Genomic DNA, 18,572 nt, shown 5'->3' on the forward strand with positions numbered 1-18,572 from the left:
CGTGCCCCTCCGGCTGTTCTGCTTCCCGCACGCCGGCGGCGGGCCCACGACGTACCGCCACTGGCACCGCGCCCTGGGCCCGCACGTGTCGGTGCGGCCCGTGCACCTGCCCCGGTGCGCGGGCGGGGCCGGGTTCACCGACGTCGATTCCCTCGTCGCCGCACTCGACTCCGAACTCGCCGAACAGCTCACGGCGCCGCACGTGTTCTTCGGCCACAGCATGGGTGCGCTGGTGGCGTACCGGCTCGCGTGCCGTCGGCGCGCGAGCGGTCACCCACTCCCGCGGGCGCTGCTGCTGTCCGGGTACGCGGCGCCGCACCTGCCCGCACCGCTACCGCCGGTCGACGGCCTGGACGACGCGGCCCTGATCGCGGTGCTGCGCGCCGCCGGGGATGTTCCCGCCGGCCTCCCGGACCTGCCGGACTTCCTGGACCGCTACCTTCCCGCGCTGCGCGACGATCTGCGCCTGTGCACCGCCTTCCGCGACCCCGCAGACCCGCCGCTCAGCTGCCCGGCGCACGTGTTCGGCGGGGACGCCGACCCGCTGGTCGGCGAGCGGGAACTGCACGCCTGGGATCGGCACACCACACGGCTGTCCGGGGTGCGCATGCTGGCGGGCGATCACTTCTACCTCGACCACGCACCCGAACAGCTCTTCCGGGTACTCCGGCCGCTGCTGCGCCGCTACGCCGCGGCCGGGTAGGCGGGGGTCAGCCGTGCGGGGGGACGGGCGGCGGCAACTGCCCGGGCGCTCCCCCCGGGTACAGCGGCGCGTGCTCGTCGGCGCCGCCGGGCTTCGTGAGCGGTCCCGGACCGTCGACGGGCTGCCGCGCCTCGACCTCCGCGGCCCGGACGGCTTGCGCGATGGCCGGGTCGGACTTGGTCTCGAACCAGTCGGCGACCTCTTCCGAATCGTCCTCGGGCTTGGGCAGATCCTCGTCCGTGGTGGACGGCTCGTACCGGAACACCCCGTCCTGCCCCTGCGCGCCGAGGGTCTTCGCGAAACCCTTGAGGGCGTCACCGAAGTCGCTGGGCACCAGCCACACCTTGTTCGCGTCGCCCTGCGCCATCTGCGGCAATGTCTGCAGGTACTGGTACGCGAGGAGTTCGGGGGTGGGTTTGCCGGACTTGATTGCGGCGAACACCTTTTCGATCGCCTTCGCCTGACCCTGCGCCTGCAGGTACTTGGCGGCCCGATCGCCCTGCGCTCGCAGGATCCGGGACTGCCGCTCACCCTCCGCGGTGAGGATCGACGCCTGCTTCGCGCCCTCCGCGGCGAGGATGCGGGACTGCTTGTCGCCCTCCGCCGTCTTGATCGCCGACTCCCGGTGCCCCTCGGCGGTGAGGATGGTGGCCCGCTTCTCGCGGTCCGCCTTCATCTGCTTCTCCATCGACTCCTGGATCGACGGCGGCGGATCGATGCTCTTGAGTTCGACCCGGGCGACGCGCAGACCCCAGCGGCCGGTGGCCTCGTCCAGCACCCCGCGCAGCTGCCCGTTGATGGAGTCACGCGAGGTGAGCGTCTCCTCCAGCGTCATGCCGCCGACGACGTTGCGCAGCGTGGTGGTGGTCAACTGCTCGACACCGACGATGTAGTTGCTGATCTCGTACACCGCGGCCTGCGGGTTGGTGACCTGGAAGTACACCACGGTATCGATGTTCAACGTCAGGTTGTCCTGGGTGATCACCGGCTGCGGCGGGAACGACACCACCCGTTCGCGCAGATCCACCTTGGCCCGGATGCGGTCCGCGAACGGGATCAGGAACGTCAGCTGACCCGACACGGTCCGCGAGTACCGGCCGAGTCGCTCGATCACCGCGGCCTCGGCCTGCGGCACCAGCGCCACCGATTTGGCCACCACCAGCGCAACGAACAACACGAGCACGATCAACACGATGAGTGCTGCCATCTACGGTCCCCTCCATACGACGGCTGTCGCGCCGTCAATTTGCATTACCGTCACGGTCGTTCCCGGTGGATACACTTCCGTGCTGTCGAGCGGGCGGGCCGTCCACACGTCCCCGCCGAGTTTGATCTGCCCGGCGTGCTCGGCGACTTCCTCGAGCACCAGGGCCTGCTTGCCGGTGAGCGCCTCGATCCCCGTCGGGGTCGGCGGCGGTGTCTCGAACTTGCGCAACAACACCGGGCGCACCCCGAGGATCAGCGCGAGGGACAGTATTCCGAAGATCACCGCGTCGACCCAGACCGGGAAGTCGGTGATCGCGGTGACCCCGGCCGTGGCCAGCGCACCGCCCGCCAGCATGAGGAGGAAGAAGTCCCCCGTCAACGCTTCGGCGGCGGCGAGCAGCACCCCCGCTACCAGCCAAATCAATGCAGCCACAACACCATCTAACCAGAATCTCCGGAACCGACGGTGACGAAGTCGACCAGCTGTTCGACCGCCCCGATCAGCGGCGCCTCCAGGTCGCGGAACGTGTCGACGGCCGAGTACACCCGGCGCCACCCGTCGCGCGGTGTCCCCCAGCCCAACTCGCGGCACACCCCGGTCTTCCAGTCCTCACCGCGCGGAATCTTCGGCCAGGCCGCGATACCCACCGCCGACGGCCGGACCGCCTCCCACACGTCGATGAACGGGTGCCCGGTGACGAGCACGTTCGGACCGAGCCCCTGCGTGAGCTGGGTTTCCTTGGACCCGGTGACGAGGTGGTCGACGAGCACGCCGACGCGCCGTCCCGGTCCGGGGCGGAACTCCGCGAGCCGCTCCCCGAGGTTGTCGAGGCCCTCCAGGTGCTCGACGACGACCCCCTCGACGCGCAGGTCGTGCCCCCACACACGTTCCACCAGGGCGGCGTCGTGGACGCCCTCCACCCAGATCCGGCTGGCCAGCGCGGTCCGGGCCCGCAGCCCCTCGACCTTCGTCGACCCCGATGCCGACCGGGTGGCCGGCGGACCGGCGGGCTTGGCCGCGGGGCGCACCAGGGTGACCGGTTTCCCGTCGATCAGGAACGCCGCCTCCCGCATCGCGAACAACCGGGTGCGCCGCGCCCCGTCCTCGAGCCGGACGAAATCGCCGTCGTAGGTGCGTTCGAACCCCACCACCGCCCCGCAGAACCCGGTGCCCGCGTCCTCGACCACGAGGTCCCGTTCGGCCGGGACCGTCGGCGTCACCGGCTTCCTCGCGCGTGGGTGTCCGGAAAAGATGTCGCCGTATCTGTCGCCTCCGCTCACGGGCGCTGACGCTATGCCAGCGGCGCCGTTACACACACGCCGCCACGCCGACATATGCTCGTTTATCGTGACTTCACCCAGCGCCACTCTCACCGTGTGGGCCAGTTCCTGGCTCGCCGGGAACAGTGCACCCGACGACGTCATCGACGCCCTCCACGCGTGGGCGCCGATGCATCTCGCCTGCGCGGAGGATCAGGACACGGCCCGGCGCACCGGACTGCCGTGGCCCGACCCGCAGGACGCCGGGGTGACGGCGTTGCTGCAGACGATGCGCCGTTCCGTGTCGCAACCCGAGACCGAGATCCGGCTGGTCCTGCCCGGGCCGGGGGACGTGCGCGGGTTGCCCGCGGGCACCGAGTTCGCGTCCGCCGCGATCGGCACCGGCGAAGGTGTCCTCGTCGGGCCGCCCGGCCGGTCCGGGACGGGGCTCGTCCCGCACGTCGAGGGTCCCGACGTGCTGCGGTGGACGGTGTCGACGATCGAGCGGCTCCCCCTCGACGCCCACCACACCGGTCTGGGTGAGGCCGAGTTCACGATGCGGGAGGCGGTGCGCGACGCCGCGGCCGCGCTCGAGGCCCTGCACATGCTCGACTCCGGTTTCGGCGCCGATCCGCGCGCCCTGATCGCCGATGCGCTGGCGAAGTCCGCGCTGCACCGGTACCCGACGACGATCGCGCCGCGGGCGCTGCGGATCCTGGACTCGGCCGATCAGGTGGCCGCGATCCTCACCGTCGCCGAGCAGATGGCCCCCGCCCGCACCGTGTCCGCGTCGGGCGCGGCCACCCTCGAGGACCTGCTGCGGCCGCTGCGTTCGGCGGTGCGCTCGGCGCGCACCGCCGCCGTCAATGCGTGTGCGCGGGACGGCCTGACGGCCTGACGACGGCCTTGCAGCAGTCGACCGCGCAGGATTCGCCGTCCAGGGTGGACCCGAGCAGCGGCTCGGATCCGAGCCGCGCGGCGGACGCGCCGGTCAGCTGCTCGGTGACGAGTGCGACCACGAGTTCCGCGAACCGCCGGTCCGTCCCGGGTGTGGCCGCGCGCACGAAGTCGATGCCGAGTTCGGCGGCCTTGTCCCGCGCCTCGGTGTCCAGGTCCCACACCACCTCGAGGTGGTCGGAGACGAATCCGACCGGGCACGCGATCACCGCGCGCACGCCGTCGCCGGCGAGGGTGTCGAGGTGGTCGCAGATGTCCGGTTCGAGCCACGGCACCTGGGGTGGCCCGGACCGGGACTGCCACACCAGATCGAAGTCGTCGAAGCCGGCGGCGCGGGCGGTGAGCCTCGCGGCCTCGGCCACCTGCCGGCTGTAGAGGCGGCCGCCCTCCGCGGGCGGTCCGGCGTTGACGTCCGCGGAGACCGGCACGGAGTGGGCGGTGAACACGAGTCGCGCGCCTGCCCGGTGCTCGGCGGGGAGCTGCGCGGCGGCCGCGCGGACGGCGTCGGCGAACGCCCCGATCAGCAGCGGGTGGTCGTAGTACTGCCGCAGCTTCAGCAGGTGCGGCGCCCCGTCGCCGGCCGCGGCCCGCGCCCGGGAGACGTCCTCGTGGTATTGCCGGCACCCCGAGTACCCGCCCCACGCCGACGTCGGGAACACCAGGGCCGAGCGGACACCGTCCGCACCCATCCGGGCGACCGTGTCCTCGACCATCGGATGCCAGTTCCGGTTACCGAAATGGACGGGCAGATCGATTCCGGCGCTTGCCAATTCGGATTCGACGCGGGAGATGATGTCGCGGTTGAGGGCGTTGATCGGCGACACACCCCCGAAATGCAGGTAGTGCTCGGCGACCGCGTCCAGACGTTCGGGCGGCACCCCCCGGCCCCGGGTGACGTTCTCCAGGAACGGGCGCACGTCCTCGGGCTTCTCCGGACCCCCGAACGACAACAGAAGAAGGGCGTCGAACCGGGAACCGGAACCGTCCGTCGAATTCACAGCGATCATCACCCCATCTTCCGTGCTGCCGTTCGGGGCGCACTCCCCGGGTAGTGCCCTAGCCGGCCATCGCGTGGGCGCCACCGTCGACGTAGATGATCGACGCGGTGGTGCCGGGCAGCCAGTCGGACAGCACGGTGCACACGGTCTTCGCGACCGGCTCCGGGTCGTCGACGTTCCAGCCGATGGGCGCGCGCTCGTCCCACGCCGTGTTCAGCTCGTTCATCTGCTTGGCGTCGTCGGTGGCGGTGCCGGCGATGGCCTTGGCGGCGAGGGTCTTGATCGGGCCCGCCGCGACGAGGTTGGAGCGGATACCGCGTTCGCCGACCTCCTTGGCGACATACCGGTTCACCGACTCGAGGGTGGCCTTGGCGACGCCCATCCAGTTGTAGAACGGCACCGCCCGCGCCGGGTCGAAGTCCATGCCGACGATCGACGCGTTGTCGTTCAGCACCGGCAGCAGCGCCTTCGACAGGGACGCGTACGAGTACGCCGACACCTCGAACGCCACCCCGACGTCGGACCACGGTGCGTCGAAGAACGGGCTGCCCAGGCAGGACCGCGGCGCGAACGCGATGGAGTGCACGACGCCGTCGACACCCTCCGGCGCGATCTCCCGGATCCGGTCGGCGAGGCTCGCGAGGTGCTCGGGGTTCTGCACGTCGAGTTCGAGCGCCGGCGGCACCGGCTGCGGCAGCCGCTGCGCGATGCGGTCGATCAGCCGGAGACGGTCGAATCCGGTGATGATCACCTTGGCGCCCTGTTCCTGGGCGACCTTGGCGACGTGGAACGCGATGGACGCGTCCGTGATGATGCCGGTGACGAGAATGGTCTTACCTTCGAGCAATCCGCCCATGAGGTGTCCTCCTGTGAAGAAAAGTCCGGGAAGTGGTGTGGGAGTTCTAGTGGCCCATGCCGAGGCCGCCGTCGACGGGGATCACCGCGCCGGAGACGTACGCGGAATCGTCGGAGGCCAGGAAGCTCACCACCGCGGCGACCTCCTCGGGCTTGCCCTGCCGCTGCAGCGGGACGGCGCCGGTGATCATGTCCTTGTACTTGTCGTCGAGGACCGCGGTCATGTCGGTGTCGATGAATCCCGGGGCCACCACGTTCGCGGTGATCGACCGGGACCCGAGTTCGCGGGTCAGCGACCGCGCGATGCCGACCACACCGGCCTTCGACGCCGCGTAGTTGACCTGGCCGGGACCGCCGGCGAGCCCGACGACCGACCCGAGGAACACGAACCGGCCGAACCGTGACCGCAGCATCGACCGGGTGGCGCGCTTCGCGACGCGGAACGCGCCGGTCAGGTTGGCGTCGACGACGGAGGTGAACTGTTCCTCGGTCATCCGCATGATCAGCGTGTCGTCGGTGATGCCGGCGTTCGCGACGAGGACCTCGACCGGACCCTGGTGCGCCTCCACTTCCTTGAAGGCACGGTCGATCGACTCGGTGTCCGTGACGTCGCACTGGACGCCGAACAGACCCTCGGGCGCACCCGAACCGCGGTGCGTGACCGCGACCTTGTGCCCGTCCGCCGCGAGGCGCTGCGCGACAGCGAGGCCGATCCCGCGGTTGCCGCCGGTGACGAGCACCGACCGGGGAGTGGACACCGTCCTCACCGACGCGTCAGTAGTTTCTGGGGTAGACATGCGGATCAACCTATCTGTTCAGATGTGCAGGAGTGGAAGCGCGGGGCCGCGGTCAGCAGGGCGCTGATGCCGAGAACGCCGGCGGAACGCCGATCACGGCAGCCGTTGACGCAGGACCAGCGCGAGGATCAGCCCCGCCGTGGCGGAGAGGACACCCAGCACGAGCCACGGGCGGCTGGCGTCGCCGCGGGTGGTCTCGAACCCGATCTGCTCCTCGAGGGTGTCGTAGACGTCGCGCAGTTCCTCCAGGCTCGACGCCGTGAAGAAGCTGCCGCCGGAGAGATTCGCGATCTCCCGCAGCGACGGGTCGTCGACGGGCACCGGGATGCGTTCGTCCTCGATCTCGACCTTGCCGTAGCTGGTGCCGAACGAGATCGTCGAGATGGGAACGTCCTTGTCCTTCGCCTGCCGGGCCGCGGTGAACCCGCCGCGCGGATCGTCCGGATTCTCGGGGACCGTCTGCTTGCCGTCCGAGAGCAGCACGATGCGGGCGGGCGGCGCCTGATCGCTGCCGCCGAGCACCGCGGCCAGCGTGTCGATCGACTGCAGCGACGTGAAAATCGCCTCACCGGTGGCCGTCCGCTCGCTCAACTGCAGATTGTCGATCGCGACTTTCGACGCCTCCCGGTTGGTGGTCGGCGACACCAGCACCGAGGCCGTACCGGCGAACGCGACGAGACCGAGGTTGATGCCGGGGGTGAGCCCGTCGGCGAACGACTTCGCGGCGTCCTGCGCCGCGGCCAACCGGGTCGGCTCCACGTCGGTCGCCTTCATCGACAACGACACATCGATGACGAGGATCACGGTGGCCCGGTTCCGCGGAACCCGCTTGTCCTCCGTCGGACCGGCCAGCGCCACGCTGAAGAACACCAGCGCCAGCACCATCAGCAGCGCCGGAATGTGCCGGGCCCGCCCCGGCCGCGACGGCGCGACCTTCTCGAGGAGCGCGAAGTTGGTGAACCGGAGGGTGTGCTTCTGCCGCTGACGCTGCACCCACACGTATCCCGCGACCAAAGCCACGACGACCAGGAGGAAGAGCAGCCACCACGGTGAGGTGAACTGGGACAGGCTCACCGGCGGGACCTCTGGTTCGTCGCGGTCCCGTAACTGTGCTTCCGGGCGGACACGAACCGCACGACATCCGAGATCCAGTCCCGGTCGGTCCGCAGACTGAGCAGCGGGGCGCCGCAGCGCCGCAACGACTGCTCCACCTGCAGGCGGTGCTCGTCCGCGGCCCGCGCGAAGTCGGCGCGCAGTTGCGGTGTGGTCGTGAACTCGCGGGTCCGTCCGGACTCCGGATCGTGCAGCACTACATCCCCTATGTCGGGTAATTCCAGATCTCGCGGGTCGAGCACCTCGACACCGAGCACGTCGTGGCGTCCCGAGATCGCCCGCAACGACCGCTCCCAGTCGATCGGTCCCAGGAAGTCACTGATGACGACGGCCAGACCGCGGCGACGCTGGGGCCGGCGCAACGACTCCACCGCACTCTGCAGGTCGCCCCGCACCCCGTCCGGGGCGTGCGGGGTGGTCGCGATCTGACGCAGCATCGCCTGCGCGTGGATGCGGCCGCCACGGGCCGGGATCCGGGTGGTCTGGGCGCCGGTCGAGACGATCGCCCCGATCCGGTTCCCGCCGCCGCTGGTCAGATGCGTGACGGCGGCAGCAGCAGCCACCACGAGGTCCCGCTTCTCGCAGCCGGCGGTACCGAAGTCGAGGCTCGACGACAGGTCGACGACGAGCCACGTCTCGAGCTCCCGGTCGGCCACCGACTGCCGGACGTGCGGGTGCGTCGTCCGGGCGGTCACCGACCAGTCCATCTGACGCACGTCGTCGCCCGGCTGGTACTCGCGGGCATCACCCGGTTCGGAGCCCGGTCCCGGGATCAGGCCCAGATGGTCGCCGTGCAGCACCCCGTCGAGGCGGCGGCGGACGGTCAGTTCCAGCGTCCGCAGCGCAGCGGACAGCTTGGGATCACGGAGTTCGCCGGAGCGAAACGACGGCGGCGGGCCGGAGCTCTGCGCACCGGCGGTACGCGCACTCACCGTGGCTGGCTCATCGCCGTCGGTCCGGGCACCGACGTGGACGGGACAGGCGGTCCGTGGTGACCGGCGGGAGCGGCCGGGACCGACGTCGGCTGTGCGGCGATCTGCGGCAGACCCACCGTCTGCAGGACGCGGGAGATGACGTCGTCCGGGCTGACCTCGTCGGCGAGAGCGTCATAGGACAGCACGAGACGGTGCCGCAGCACGTCCGGGATCACCTCGAGCACGTCCTGCGGCACCACGTAGTCACGCCCGCGCAGCAACGCCAGCGCCCGGGCCGAGGAAATGATGCCCAGCGTCGCGCGCGGCGACGCGCCATAGGCGATCCAGCCGTCGACCTCGGGGAGACCGAACTCGGCCGGCGTGCGCGTGGCCGCGATGACCCGGACCACGTAGTCGACGAGCGCGTGGTGCACGAAGACGCCGCTGGCGACCTTCTGCAGGCGGACGAGTTCCTCGGGATCGAGCACCTGGTGGGGTTCCGGCGCATCGACACCCATCCGGTAGACGATCTCGCGCTCCTCCTCCACCGTCGGGTAGTCGACGAGGATCTTGAACAGGAAGCGGTCGCGCTGCGCCTCCGGCAGCGGGTACACACCCTCGTTCTCGATCGGGTTCTGCGTCGCCATCACCAGGAACGGGTCGGGCATGTGGTACCGCTTGCCGCCGATCGAGACGTGCCGCTCGGCCATCACCTCGAGCAGCGCCGACTGCACCTTCGCCGGCGCGCGGTTGATCTCGTCGGCGAGCACGAAGTTCGCGACGACGGGGCCGAGTTCGGTGTCGAACTCCTCGCGCCCCTGCCGGTAGATGCGCGTACCGATCAGGTCGGTGGGCACCAGGTCGGGGGTGAACTGGACCCGCGAGAAGGATCCGCCGACCACCTTCGCGAACGTCTCGACGGCCAGGGTCTTCGCGACACCCGGCACACCCTCGAGCAGCACGTGCCCTTTCGCGAGCAGACCGACCAGGATCCGCTCCACCAGCCGGTCCTGCCCGACGATCACGCGCTTGACCTCGTAGATCGCGCGTTCCAGCGTCTGCACGTCGGCGGCGAGACTGGGCGCGAGCGTCTTCGTCGTCGCGCTCGGCGTGCCCGCATTCTGTGAGGGTGCATTCGGCGCGGTGATGTTCTGGGGACCCGATCCGTTGGCCGCACCCCCGTTCTTCACACCTTCGGGAGCGGCCTTCGCGGGCGACTCCTTCCGGGCTGCACCCTCCGATACCGCATCATCACGTGAGGTCACCAAGAATCCACCGCTTTCACCTAGATCGTTCCGCCCGTTCACGTACTTGCTCAACTATTCCAGGTGCAAGCAACCCCCGCCGCAACCAAGCACGATCGGCACTGCGAACTACTTCATCGACATCATGGATCACGACACCATACGGACAGCGTAAGGGGTCATGCCGTCCCATCGCACCGGGGAGATCTTGACGACGTCTCCCGACTCGGGCGCCTCGAGCATCTGGTCGTCTCCGAGGTACAGGGCGACGTGCTGGCTGGCGTTCGGGCCCCAGAAGATCATGTCGCCGCGCTGCATCTCCTCCGAGGGAACCTGCTCGCCCGCGGTGTACTGATACCCGGTGTAGTGCGGCAGGGAGATGCCGATCCCGGCGAACGCGTAGATCATCAGACCGGAGCAGTCGAACCCGACCTTGTTGAAGTCGCCGTAACTGTCGGCGACACCGCCGTCGCGGATGCCGAGGGTGGGGCCGTTCTCGTCGCCGCCGCCCCACGCGTACTCCACACCGATCTGGGACAGTCCCCGGTCGATGACGGTCTCGATGGCCTCGCTGCCGGTCAGGTCCTCACCGCTGGTCGACGGTTTCGACTTGGGGGTGGACTTGGGCGTGGTCGTCCCGCTGCCGGAGGAGTCGGAATCCTCGTCCTCCGAGTCCTCCTCGATCGTGGTGTGCGCGCGCTGCCCCGCGGCGAGTTCCGCGGCGCGCTGCCGAGCCGCCTCGTTGGCGGCGACCCGCGCCGCCGCCTGCGTCGCGGCCTCCCGGGCCGCGGCGGCGATGGCGGCCTTCTGCGCGTCCTCGGCGCGTTTCTGCTCCTCCCACGTCGCGTACGCCTCACGCTGCCCCTGCAGCCCCACGACGTTCCCGCGGGCGGCGTCGAGCTGGGCCTGCGCCGCGGCGCGGTTGCTCTCGATCTGCGCCTTCTCGGCCGCCTGATCCTGCAGCGCCGACCGGGCGATCGCGATCGCCTGCTCCGCCAGCGACTTCTTCGACGCGGCCTGGTCGGCGGCCACGTCGGCCTGCTGCTTCGCCTCGCGTGCCGCGGAATCCTTGTTGGCCTGCGCGGTCCGTGCCCGCTGCAGACCCTCGAGCACCGCATTCTGGCTGGTAGCCAGGAGTTTCAGAACCTGCGCGCGATCCAGGACGTCGCCCGGCCCCTGGGCGCCCAGGTACGTCGAGATCGAGGAGACGTTGGTGCCCTGGGTGTAGCTCGACCGGGCGTACTTGTCGAAGTCCTTCTGCGCGAGTTCGATCTGCGCCCCGGCGTCGCGCAGCGCCTGCTGCGAGGCCCCGACCACGCTGGCCGCCAGATCGGCGGCGCTGCGGGCGTTCTGCAGATCGACCAGAGCCCGGTTCACGTCCTCGCGCTTGATGGCGACCTCGTTGTCGAGCTGAGCGAGCTGCTGATCCGCGGACGCGACCTGGTTGATCAGTTCGCTGACCTGCCCGAGGCCCGCCGACACCTGGGTCTGGGCCTGCACGATGTCGTTGTCGGACGGATTCGGCGGCGGGGGTGGCACCGCTGCGGCCAGGCCGGGCGTGCTGCCGACCAGGGCTCCGACGATGCACAATCCGATCAGGAGGCGCGCCGTGCGAGTGTGCCCGCGGGAGAAGCTACGGTGCCCCACTCCAGCTCGTGCTTGTCGCTTCACAACTCTCTCCCTCGGTTCTGCACCGATCACGCACACCGCGCCGTGCTCGTCGTGGGGAGAAAATTGCGGCAGCCACACCTTTCCGCGCTTCGGCGACACCGACATACACCGGATCGCCGTCACTCTGGACGTCAATCACCAGCCTGCGACACTTCTTCCCCAAGAGCGCCAAATGCACCGTACGACACTTCCGGACTCTATGGAAACTTTAGTCACAAATAACACAAGAGTAATTTGACCAGCGGAAATGTCGAACTGTGAATCCCCGGCGCTATTTACGCGCATCGACGCAGGCAGCGGCCACGCCGGGGTGAAATGTGAAATTGCCGCCGAGTTATCCCTGGAATTCGGGAGGCGTCAGGGCTTCTGCCGCTCGTACGACGTGCCGGCCCCCGCGGCGCTGTCGCCCTTTTCCGCGTCACGAGATGCGGTCGCCCGGCGCGATTTCGCGAAGAACGTGGCGGCCGACGCGATCACGACGATCGCGACGATGAGGGCGGTGAACAGCGCCCACGGGGGTCCCGGTTCGATCACTTCGTCGACGAAGCGATTGGCGGAGACCACCGCATCGCCGGTGTACGTGCGATCCTGACCCGATTCGAGCACGACCCGGCTGATCGAATCGCTGTACGTGCCGACCCAGCTCGGACTCAGCACCAGAACGGTGCCACCCTCCTCCGCCCCGACCTCCGTCGCGAGGTCGCGCAGCTGCGAATCGCGGCCGGGATCCTCGTCCAGCGCCACGATGCTCAGCTTGATCCCGTGGTCGGCTGCGCGGTCGACCACGGCGGCGAGTTCACTCGCGTCGTCGGCCGGCGCCGACACGCCGTCGTCGGAGACGTCCGCGACCACGTCGGAGACGTCGATGTCTTCCGGAAGGTCCGTCGACAACGGCAGGGCCGAATGGACGGGGAGCATGACACTGGCAGGAAGTGCGGTGGCGATAGGGGCAGGCATCTCTCATCCGGGTTTGCTGTAGGAACGTAAGCCTCGCGTGAACACTACGTGAGGAGTCCCCGAAGTTCCGTTCCGTCCGCGCGCGTCCCGCATCGCGGTCGAGGAGAATCGCCGGGGGTACACGCTCGAATCCGCCCCGAATTCTCACAGGACAAGCGTACTGTTAGACTATCGGAGGTACCGCGGTAGGGGCCGATTCCGTCATCGCTAGCACGACAGCGCACACGGATCAGCCGTGCCCGCAGTGCCTGCAGCCGTCGACACAGCCCCGTCGGCGGCGACCCTCATAGACGAGTGGAGCTGACGTGAGCACCAGTATTGATTCGTTCGGCGCCAAAGGCACCCTCGAGGTCGGTGAGAACTCCTACGAGATCTTCCGACTCGCGGCCGTCCCCGGCACCGAGAAATTGCCTTACTCCTTGAAGGTTCTCGCCGAGAACCTTCTCCGCACCGAAGACGGAGCCAACATCACCGCGGATCACATCCGCGCAATCGCAGGCTGGGATCCCTCGGCTCAGCCGAGCATCGAAATCCAGTTCACGCCGGCTCGCGTGATCATGCAGGACTTCACCGGCGTTCCCTGCGTCGTCGACCTCGCCACCATGCGTGAGGCTGTCACCGCCCTCGGCGGCGACCCCAACAAGGTCAACCCGCTCTCCCCCGCCGACATGGTCATCGACCACTCGGTCATTCTCGACATCTTCGGCCAGGCCGATGCACTCGAGCGCAACGTCGACCTCGAATACGAGCGCAACGGCGAGCGTTACCAGTTCCTCCGCTGGGGTCAGGGCGCATTCGACGACTTCAAGGTCGTCCCCCCGGGAATGGGCATCGTTCACCAGGTCAACATCGAATACCTGGCACCGACCGTCATGGCACGTAATGGCCAGGCATACCCCGACACCTGTGTCGGCACCGACTCGCACACCACCATGGTCAACGGCCTGGGCGTGCTGGGCTGGGGCGTCGGCGGCATCGAGGCCGAGGCAGCCATGCTCGGCCAGCCCGTCTCCATGCTCATCCCCCGCGTTGTCGGCTTCAAACTCTCCGGTGAGATCAAGCCCGGCGTCACCGCGACCGACGTCGTGCTCACCGCCACCGAGATGCTCCGCAAGCACGGCGTGGTCGGTAAGTTCGTCGAGTTCTACGGCAAGGGTGTTGCCGAGGTTCCGCTCGCGAACCGCGCAACCCTGGGCAACATGAGCCCCGAATTCGGTTCCACCGCAGCGATCTTCCCGATCGACAGCGAGACGATCGACTACCTGCGCCTGACCGGCCGCAGCGACGAGCAGCTCGCCCTCGTCGAGGCCTACGCCAAGGAACAGGGCCTGTGGCACGATCCCGACAAGGAGCCCGTCTTCTCCGAGTACATCGAGCTCGATCTGGGAACCGTTGTTCCCTCGATCGCCGGCCCGAAGCGCCCGCAGGACCGAATCCTGTTGTCGGAGTCGAAGACCGCGTTCCGCAAGGACATCCACAACTACGTGGAAGAGAACTATCCGACCGAGCACACTCAGCTCGACGAGGCCGTCGAGGAATCCTTCCCGGCGTCCGACCCCGCAGTTCTGTCGTTTGCCGATGACGGAGCAGTCGACGTTGTCTCCGCCGCCAACGGCGCAGAAGGCCGCCCGAGCAAGCCGGTTGTCGTCAAGTCCGACGCAGGCGAGTTCGTTCTCGATCACGGCGCCGTCGTCGTTGCCGGCATCACTTCCTGCACCAACACGTCCAACCCGTCGGTCATGCTCGGCGCTGCGCTGCTTGCGCGTAATGCCGTCGAGAAGGGCCTCGCCACCAAGCCGTGGGTCAAGACCAACATGGCACCCGGTTCACAGGTTGTCACCGACTACTACGAGAAGGCCGGCCTCTGGCCGTACCTCGAGAAGCTCGGCTACTACCTCGGCGGCTACGGATGCACCACGTGCATCGGCAACACCGGCCCGCTGCCCGAGGCAGTCTCCAAGGCCATCAACGACAACGACCTGTCGGTCACCGCGGTGCTCTCGGGCAACCGCAACTTCGAGGGACGCATCTCCCCCGACGTCAAGATGAACTACCTGGCCTCCCCGCCGCTCGTCATCGCCTACGGCCTTGCGGGAACCATGGACTTCGACTTCGAAACCGACTCGCTCGGCGACGACAGCGATGGCAACCCCGTTTTCCTGAAGGACATCTGGCCGTCCACGCAGGAGATCGAAGAAACCATCAAGACGGCGATCAGCCAGGACATGTTCCGCAAGTCCTACGCAACGATCTTCGCGGGCGACAGCCGCTGGCAGAACCTCTCGACCCCTGAGGGTGACACCTTTGAGTGGGACGAGAACTCGACCTACGTCCGCAAGGCTCCGTACTTCGACGGCATGCCGAAGGATCCGGCTCCGGTCAAGGACATCAAGGGCGCTCGCGTCCTCGCCCTGCTCGGCGACTCGGTCACCACCGACCACATCAGCCCGGCAGGTCCGATCAAGGCCGGCACCCCCGCCGCGCAGTACCTTGATTCCCATGGCGTCGAGCGCAAGGACTACAACTCGCTCGGCTCGCGTCGCGGCAACCACGAGGTGATGATCCGCGGAACGTTCGCGAACATCCGTCTGCGCAACCAGCTCCTCGACGACGTCTCCGGTGGCTACACCCGCGACTTCACCCAGGACGGCGGCCCGCAGGCCTTCATCTACGACGCGTCGCAGAACTACCAGGCAGCCGGCATCCCGCTGGTCGTCCTGGGCGGCAAGGAGTACGGCTCCGGATCGTCGCGTGACTGGGCCGCCAAGGGCACCAGCCTCCTCGGCGTCAAGGCCGTCATCACCGAGTCGTTCGAGCGCATCCACCGCTCCAACCTCATCGGTATGGGCGTCGTTCCGCTGCAGTTCCCGGCCGGCGAGTCGGCTGCGTCGCTGAAGCTCGACGGCACCGAGACCTTCGACATCGAAGGCGTCGAGAAGCTCAACGAGGGCGTCACCCCGAAGACCATGAAGGTCACGGCAACGCGCGAGAACGGCGAGAAGGTCGTGTTCGACGCAGTCGTACGCATCGATACCCCTGGTGAAGCGGATTACTACCGCAACGGCGGCATCCTGCAGTACGTGCTCCGCAACATGATCAAGGGCTAGGCGCTCTAGGCGCTCCGCGCCTGTGCGCGTTTCCGGCCTGAACTGGCACTGAGCGCGCACGACCACTTCGAGCGGATCTCACCGTCCCGAATGACTGGTCGTGCGCGCTCAGTGCTTGAGGTCACCTTTTCTCGCGAAGGGCCGAAAACAGTGCACAGGCCGACGAAGGAGGCACTTTGCCCAAGGTCAGTGAAGACCATCTCGCGGCCCGGCGCAGTCAGATCCTGGACGGCGCCCGCCGATGCTTTGCCGAATACGGTTACGACGGCGCCACCGTCCGCCGGCTCGAGGAAGTGACCGGACTGTCACGGGGGGCGATCTTCCATCACTTCAAGGACAAGGACGGGTTGTTCCTGGCGCTCGCGCACGAGGACGCGACCAGGATGGCCGACGTGGTCGCCCACGAGGGTCTCGTCCAGGTGATGCGGGACATGCTCGCCCAGCCCGACCAGTTCGACTGGCTGGGAACGCGACTCGAAATCGCCCGGCGGCTGCGGAACGATCCCGACTTCCGCAGAAGCTGGTCACAGAGGTCGGCGGAACTGACCGAGGCGACCATGGCGCGCCTCGCGCGGCAGAAGTCCGCGGGCCGCCTCCGCGACGACGTCCCGACCGACGTCCTGATCGGCTACCTGGACCTGGTGCTCGACGGCCTCGTCGCGCGCATCGCCTCCGGGCACGCCGGTGACAACCTGTCGGCCGTCCTCGACCTCGTCGAGGAATCCGTCCGACGCCGCGACTGACACCGCACTCCCCCACCGACACCGGTCAGGTCTTACGACGGTGAGCTCCGCCTCGTCCGCGGAGCTCCACCTCGGACTCCGCGAGGATGTTGCGGACGAATCCGTACGATCTCCCCATCTCCCGGGCAAGGGAACGAATACTCGCCCCGGCCTGGTAGCGCTCCTTCAGCTCCGCCTGCAGATCGGCGCGCGACGGTCCCGTGATCCGAGCGCTCTTGGCGAAGACCCCGATGTCAGCCATGAACTCCTCCAGTCGGCGAGCGACGGTGGTTTCCACGGTAGAGCCCCGCGACGGCGATATCTACGCGCAGCGCTCAGGCGAGCTGGATCAGCTCCAGGTAGTCCTGCGACCAGTGGTCCTCCGTGCCGTCGGGCAGGAGAATGACCCGCTCCGGGTCCAATGCCTCGGCCGCACCCGGGTCGTGCGTCACCAGCACGACGGCCCCGGTGTAGCTGCGGAGCGCATCCAGCACCTGCTCGCGGGAGACGGGGTCGAGGTTGTTCGTCGGCTCGTCGAGCAGCAGCACGTTCGCCGCGGACGACACGAGACCAGCCAGTGCGAGGCGCGTCTTCTCACCACCGGACAGTGTGCCAGCGGGCTGCTCGAGCTGCGGGCCGGTGAACATGAACGCACCGAGCAGCGAACGCAGCTCCTGCTCCCCCGTGTCCGGCGCCGCGTGGCGAATGTTCTCCCACACCGACGCGTTGTCGTCGAGGGTGTCGTGCTCCTGCGCGAAGTAGCCGATCTTCAGCCCGTGACCGGGGACGAGCCCGCCCGCGTCCGGCGTCTCGACGCCGCCGAGAATGCGCAGCAGCGTCGTCTTACCGGCACCGTTGAGACCGAGCACCACGACGCGTGACCCACGGTCGATCGCCAGGTCCACTCCGGTGAAGATCTCGAGCGAACCGTAAACCTTGGTCAGGTTCTCCGCCATCAGCGGAGTCTTGCCGCACGCGGCCGGCTCGGGGAACCGTATCCGGGCCACCTTGTCGGACACACGTTCCGCGTCGAGGTCCGACATCAGCTTGTCGGCGCGCTTCGCCATGTTCTGCGCCGCCACCGCCTTGGTGGCCTTCGCGCCGAGCTTCGCGGCCTGAGCGCGCAGCGCGCCGGCCTTCTTCTCCGCATTGGCGCGCTCACGACGGCGACGCTGCTCGTCGGTCGCGCGGGCGTCGAGGTACTTCTTCCAGCTCATGTTGTACACGTCGGCCTCGCCGCGCACGGCGTCGAGGAACCACACCCGGTTCACGACGTCGTTGAGCAGATCGACGTCGTGGCTGATCACAATCAGACCACCCTCGTGGTTCTGCAGGAATCCCCGCAGCCAGGTGATCGAGTCGGCGTCGAGGTGGTTGGTCGGCTCGTCGAGCAGCAGCGTCGTGTCCGACCGTCCGCCGCTACCGTCCGACGCGGCGAACAGGATGCGCGCCAGTTCGACTCGGCGGCGCTGACCACCGGACAGGGTGTGCAGTTGCTGACCGAGGATGCGGTCGGCCAGTCCGAGGCTGTTGCAGATGCGTGCCGCCTCGCTCTCGGCTTCGTACCCGCCGAGGGCGGAGAACCGGTCTTCGAGGTTGCCGTACTTGCGGACCGCCTTGTCGCGTTCGGCGTCGTCCACGACCTCCGACATCAGGATCTGCTGCTTCTCCATGTCCCGCAGCAGCGAGTCGAGACCGCGCGCGGACAACACCCGGTCCTTCGCGAGGACGTCGAGGTCGCCTTCCTTCGGGTCCTGCGGGAGGTACCCGAGGTCGCCGGTGCGTACGACGGCTCCCGCGTACGGCTCCCCCTCCCCCGCGAGGATGCGGAGGGTGGTCGTCTTGCCGGCACCGTTACGGCCGACCAGCCCGATGCGGTCGCCGGGCTGCACCCGCAAAGCCGGCCCGGGAGCAGACAGCAACGTCCGCACTCCAGCTCGAACTTCCAGGTCGGTAGCGGTGATCAACAAGAACTCCTAGGAAAATGACACAGGCGCTGAATGAGAGAAACTGCGCAAAGAACACACGAACCAGCAATTTTACCCGACCGCCGCCCACTCGGAACACG

Annotated in this window: 17 protein-coding genes; 4 read left to right on the forward strand and 13 right to left on the reverse strand. The window is 68.4% G+C overall.

The window, feature by feature from the left end; genetic code table 11:
- Window position 1 precedes the first annotated feature (1 nt).
- Window positions 2-703: a thioesterase II family protein gene (locus BLV94_RS09355; protein ID WP_072942043.1), complete on the forward strand. Its 702-nt coding sequence runs from the start codon at window positions 2-4 to the stop codon at window positions 701-703.
- Between the two features lie 7 nt (window positions 704-710).
- Here the strand turns inward: BLV94_RS09355 and BLV94_RS09360 are convergent, their stop codons facing one another.
- The 3 genes from BLV94_RS09360 to BLV94_RS09370 are packed head-to-tail and all read right to left on the reverse strand — an operon-like array spanning window position 711 to window position 3,190.
- On the reverse strand, window positions 711-1,910 hold the full coding sequence (locus BLV94_RS09360; RefSeq protein WP_072942045.1) for an SPFH domain-containing protein: 1,200 nt from the start codon (window positions 1,908-1,910) through the stop codon (window positions 711-713).
- Complete coding sequence (locus BLV94_RS09365; protein WP_072942046.1) at window positions 1,911-2,342, reverse strand: NfeD family protein; 432 nt, start codon at window positions 2,340-2,342, stop codon at window positions 1,911-1,913.
- A gap of 8 nt (window positions 2,343-2,350) precedes the next feature.
- Window positions 2,351-3,190, reverse strand: a complete 840-nt coding sequence (locus BLV94_RS09370; protein ID WP_072942048.1) for a DUF3097 domain-containing protein — start codon at window positions 3,188-3,190, stop codon at window positions 2,351-2,353.
- Between the two features lie 67 nt (window positions 3,191-3,257).
- On the opposite strand from BLV94_RS09370, the gene BLV94_RS09375 reads away from it, so the two are divergent.
- On the forward strand, window positions 3,258-4,067 hold the full coding sequence (locus BLV94_RS09375) for a hypothetical protein (protein ID WP_072942049.1): 810 nt from the start codon (window positions 3,258-3,260) through the stop codon (window positions 4,065-4,067).
- On the opposite strand, the gene BLV94_RS09380 is transcribed toward BLV94_RS09375, so the two are convergent.
- The 8 genes from BLV94_RS09380 to BLV94_RS09415 all read right to left on the reverse strand — a co-directional run bounded on the left by BLV94_RS09380 (window position 4,033) and on the right by BLV94_RS09415 (window position 12,675).
- Entirely contained in the window at window positions 4,033-5,133 is a 1,101-nt protein-coding gene (locus BLV94_RS09380; protein WP_072942051.1) for a ferrochelatase, read from the reverse strand. The two genes, BLV94_RS09375 and BLV94_RS09380, sit on opposite strands and share 35 nt — an antisense overlap.
- Window positions 5,134-5,182: 49 nt before the next feature.
- The gene (inhA, locus tag BLV94_RS09385; RefSeq protein ID WP_005241845.1) at window positions 5,183-5,980 is read right to left on the reverse strand and encodes an NADH-dependent enoyl-ACP reductase InhA; all 798 of its coding nucleotides are present in this window, start codon (window positions 5,978-5,980) and stop codon (window positions 5,183-5,185) included.
- Window positions 5,981-6,026: 46 nt separating this feature from the next.
- Window positions 6,027-6,776: a 3-oxoacyl-ACP reductase FabG1 gene (gene fabG1, locus BLV94_RS09390; RefSeq protein ID WP_072942052.1), complete on the reverse strand. Its 750-nt coding sequence runs from the start codon at window positions 6,774-6,776 to the stop codon at window positions 6,027-6,029.
- Between the two features lie 93 nt (window positions 6,777-6,869).
- On the reverse strand, window positions 6,870-7,850 hold the full coding sequence (locus BLV94_RS09395) for a VWA domain-containing protein (protein ID WP_009480477.1): 981 nt from the start codon (window positions 7,848-7,850) through the stop codon (window positions 6,870-6,872).
- Window positions 7,847-8,821: a DUF58 domain-containing protein gene (locus BLV94_RS09400; RefSeq protein WP_072942054.1), complete on the reverse strand. Its 975-nt coding sequence runs from the start codon at window positions 8,819-8,821 to the stop codon at window positions 7,847-7,849. Before BLV94_RS09400 ends, BLV94_RS09395 begins: the two co-directional genes overlap by 4 nt.
- Window positions 8,818-9,993 (reverse strand): AAA family ATPase, encoded by a 1,176-nt coding sequence (locus BLV94_RS09405; protein WP_072942055.1) that lies wholly within the window; start codon window positions 9,991-9,993, stop codon window positions 8,818-8,820. Before BLV94_RS09405 ends, BLV94_RS09400 begins: the two co-directional genes overlap by 4 nt.
- Window positions 9,994-10,197: 204 nt before the next feature.
- Complete coding sequence (locus BLV94_RS09410) at window positions 10,198-11,694, reverse strand: NlpC/P60 family protein (RefSeq protein WP_174705496.1); 1,497 nt, start codon at window positions 11,692-11,694, stop codon at window positions 10,198-10,200.
- Between the two features lie 381 nt (window positions 11,695-12,075).
- A complete protein-coding gene (locus BLV94_RS09415) occupies window positions 12,076-12,675 on the reverse strand; it encodes an Rv1476 family membrane protein (protein ID WP_072942057.1) in 600 nt (199 codons plus the stop codon).
- Between the two features lie 305 nt (window positions 12,676-12,980).
- On the opposite strand from BLV94_RS09415, the gene acnA reads away from it, so the two are divergent.
- Window positions 12,981-15,782, forward strand: coding sequence for an aconitate hydratase AcnA (gene acnA, locus BLV94_RS09420; RefSeq protein WP_072942058.1), 2,802 nt, complete (start codon window positions 12,981-12,983; stop codon window positions 15,780-15,782).
- 176 nt (window positions 15,783-15,958) lie between these two features.
- On the forward strand, window positions 15,959-16,525 hold the full coding sequence (locus BLV94_RS09425; RefSeq protein WP_072942061.1) for a TetR/AcrR family transcriptional regulator: 567 nt from the start codon (window positions 15,959-15,961) through the stop codon (window positions 16,523-16,525).
- 25 nt (window positions 16,526-16,550) lie between these two features.
- Here the strand turns inward: BLV94_RS09425 and BLV94_RS09430 are convergent, their stop codons facing one another.
- Entirely contained in the window at window positions 16,551-16,766 is a 216-nt protein-coding gene (locus BLV94_RS09430) for a helix-turn-helix domain-containing protein (protein WP_005255033.1), read from the reverse strand.
- Window positions 16,767-16,839: 73 nt separating this feature from the next.
- A complete protein-coding gene (locus BLV94_RS09435; protein ID WP_072942064.1) occupies window positions 16,840-18,471 on the reverse strand; it encodes an ABC-F family ATP-binding cassette domain-containing protein in 1,632 nt (543 codons plus the stop codon).
- Between the last annotated feature and the right edge of the window lie 101 nt (window positions 18,472-18,572).

The sequence above is a fragment of the Rhodococcus koreensis genome, assembly GCF_900105905.1.
GTDB classification, from domain to species: Bacteria; Actinomycetota; Actinomycetes; order Mycobacteriales; family Mycobacteriaceae; genus Rhodococcus_F; species Rhodococcus_F koreensis.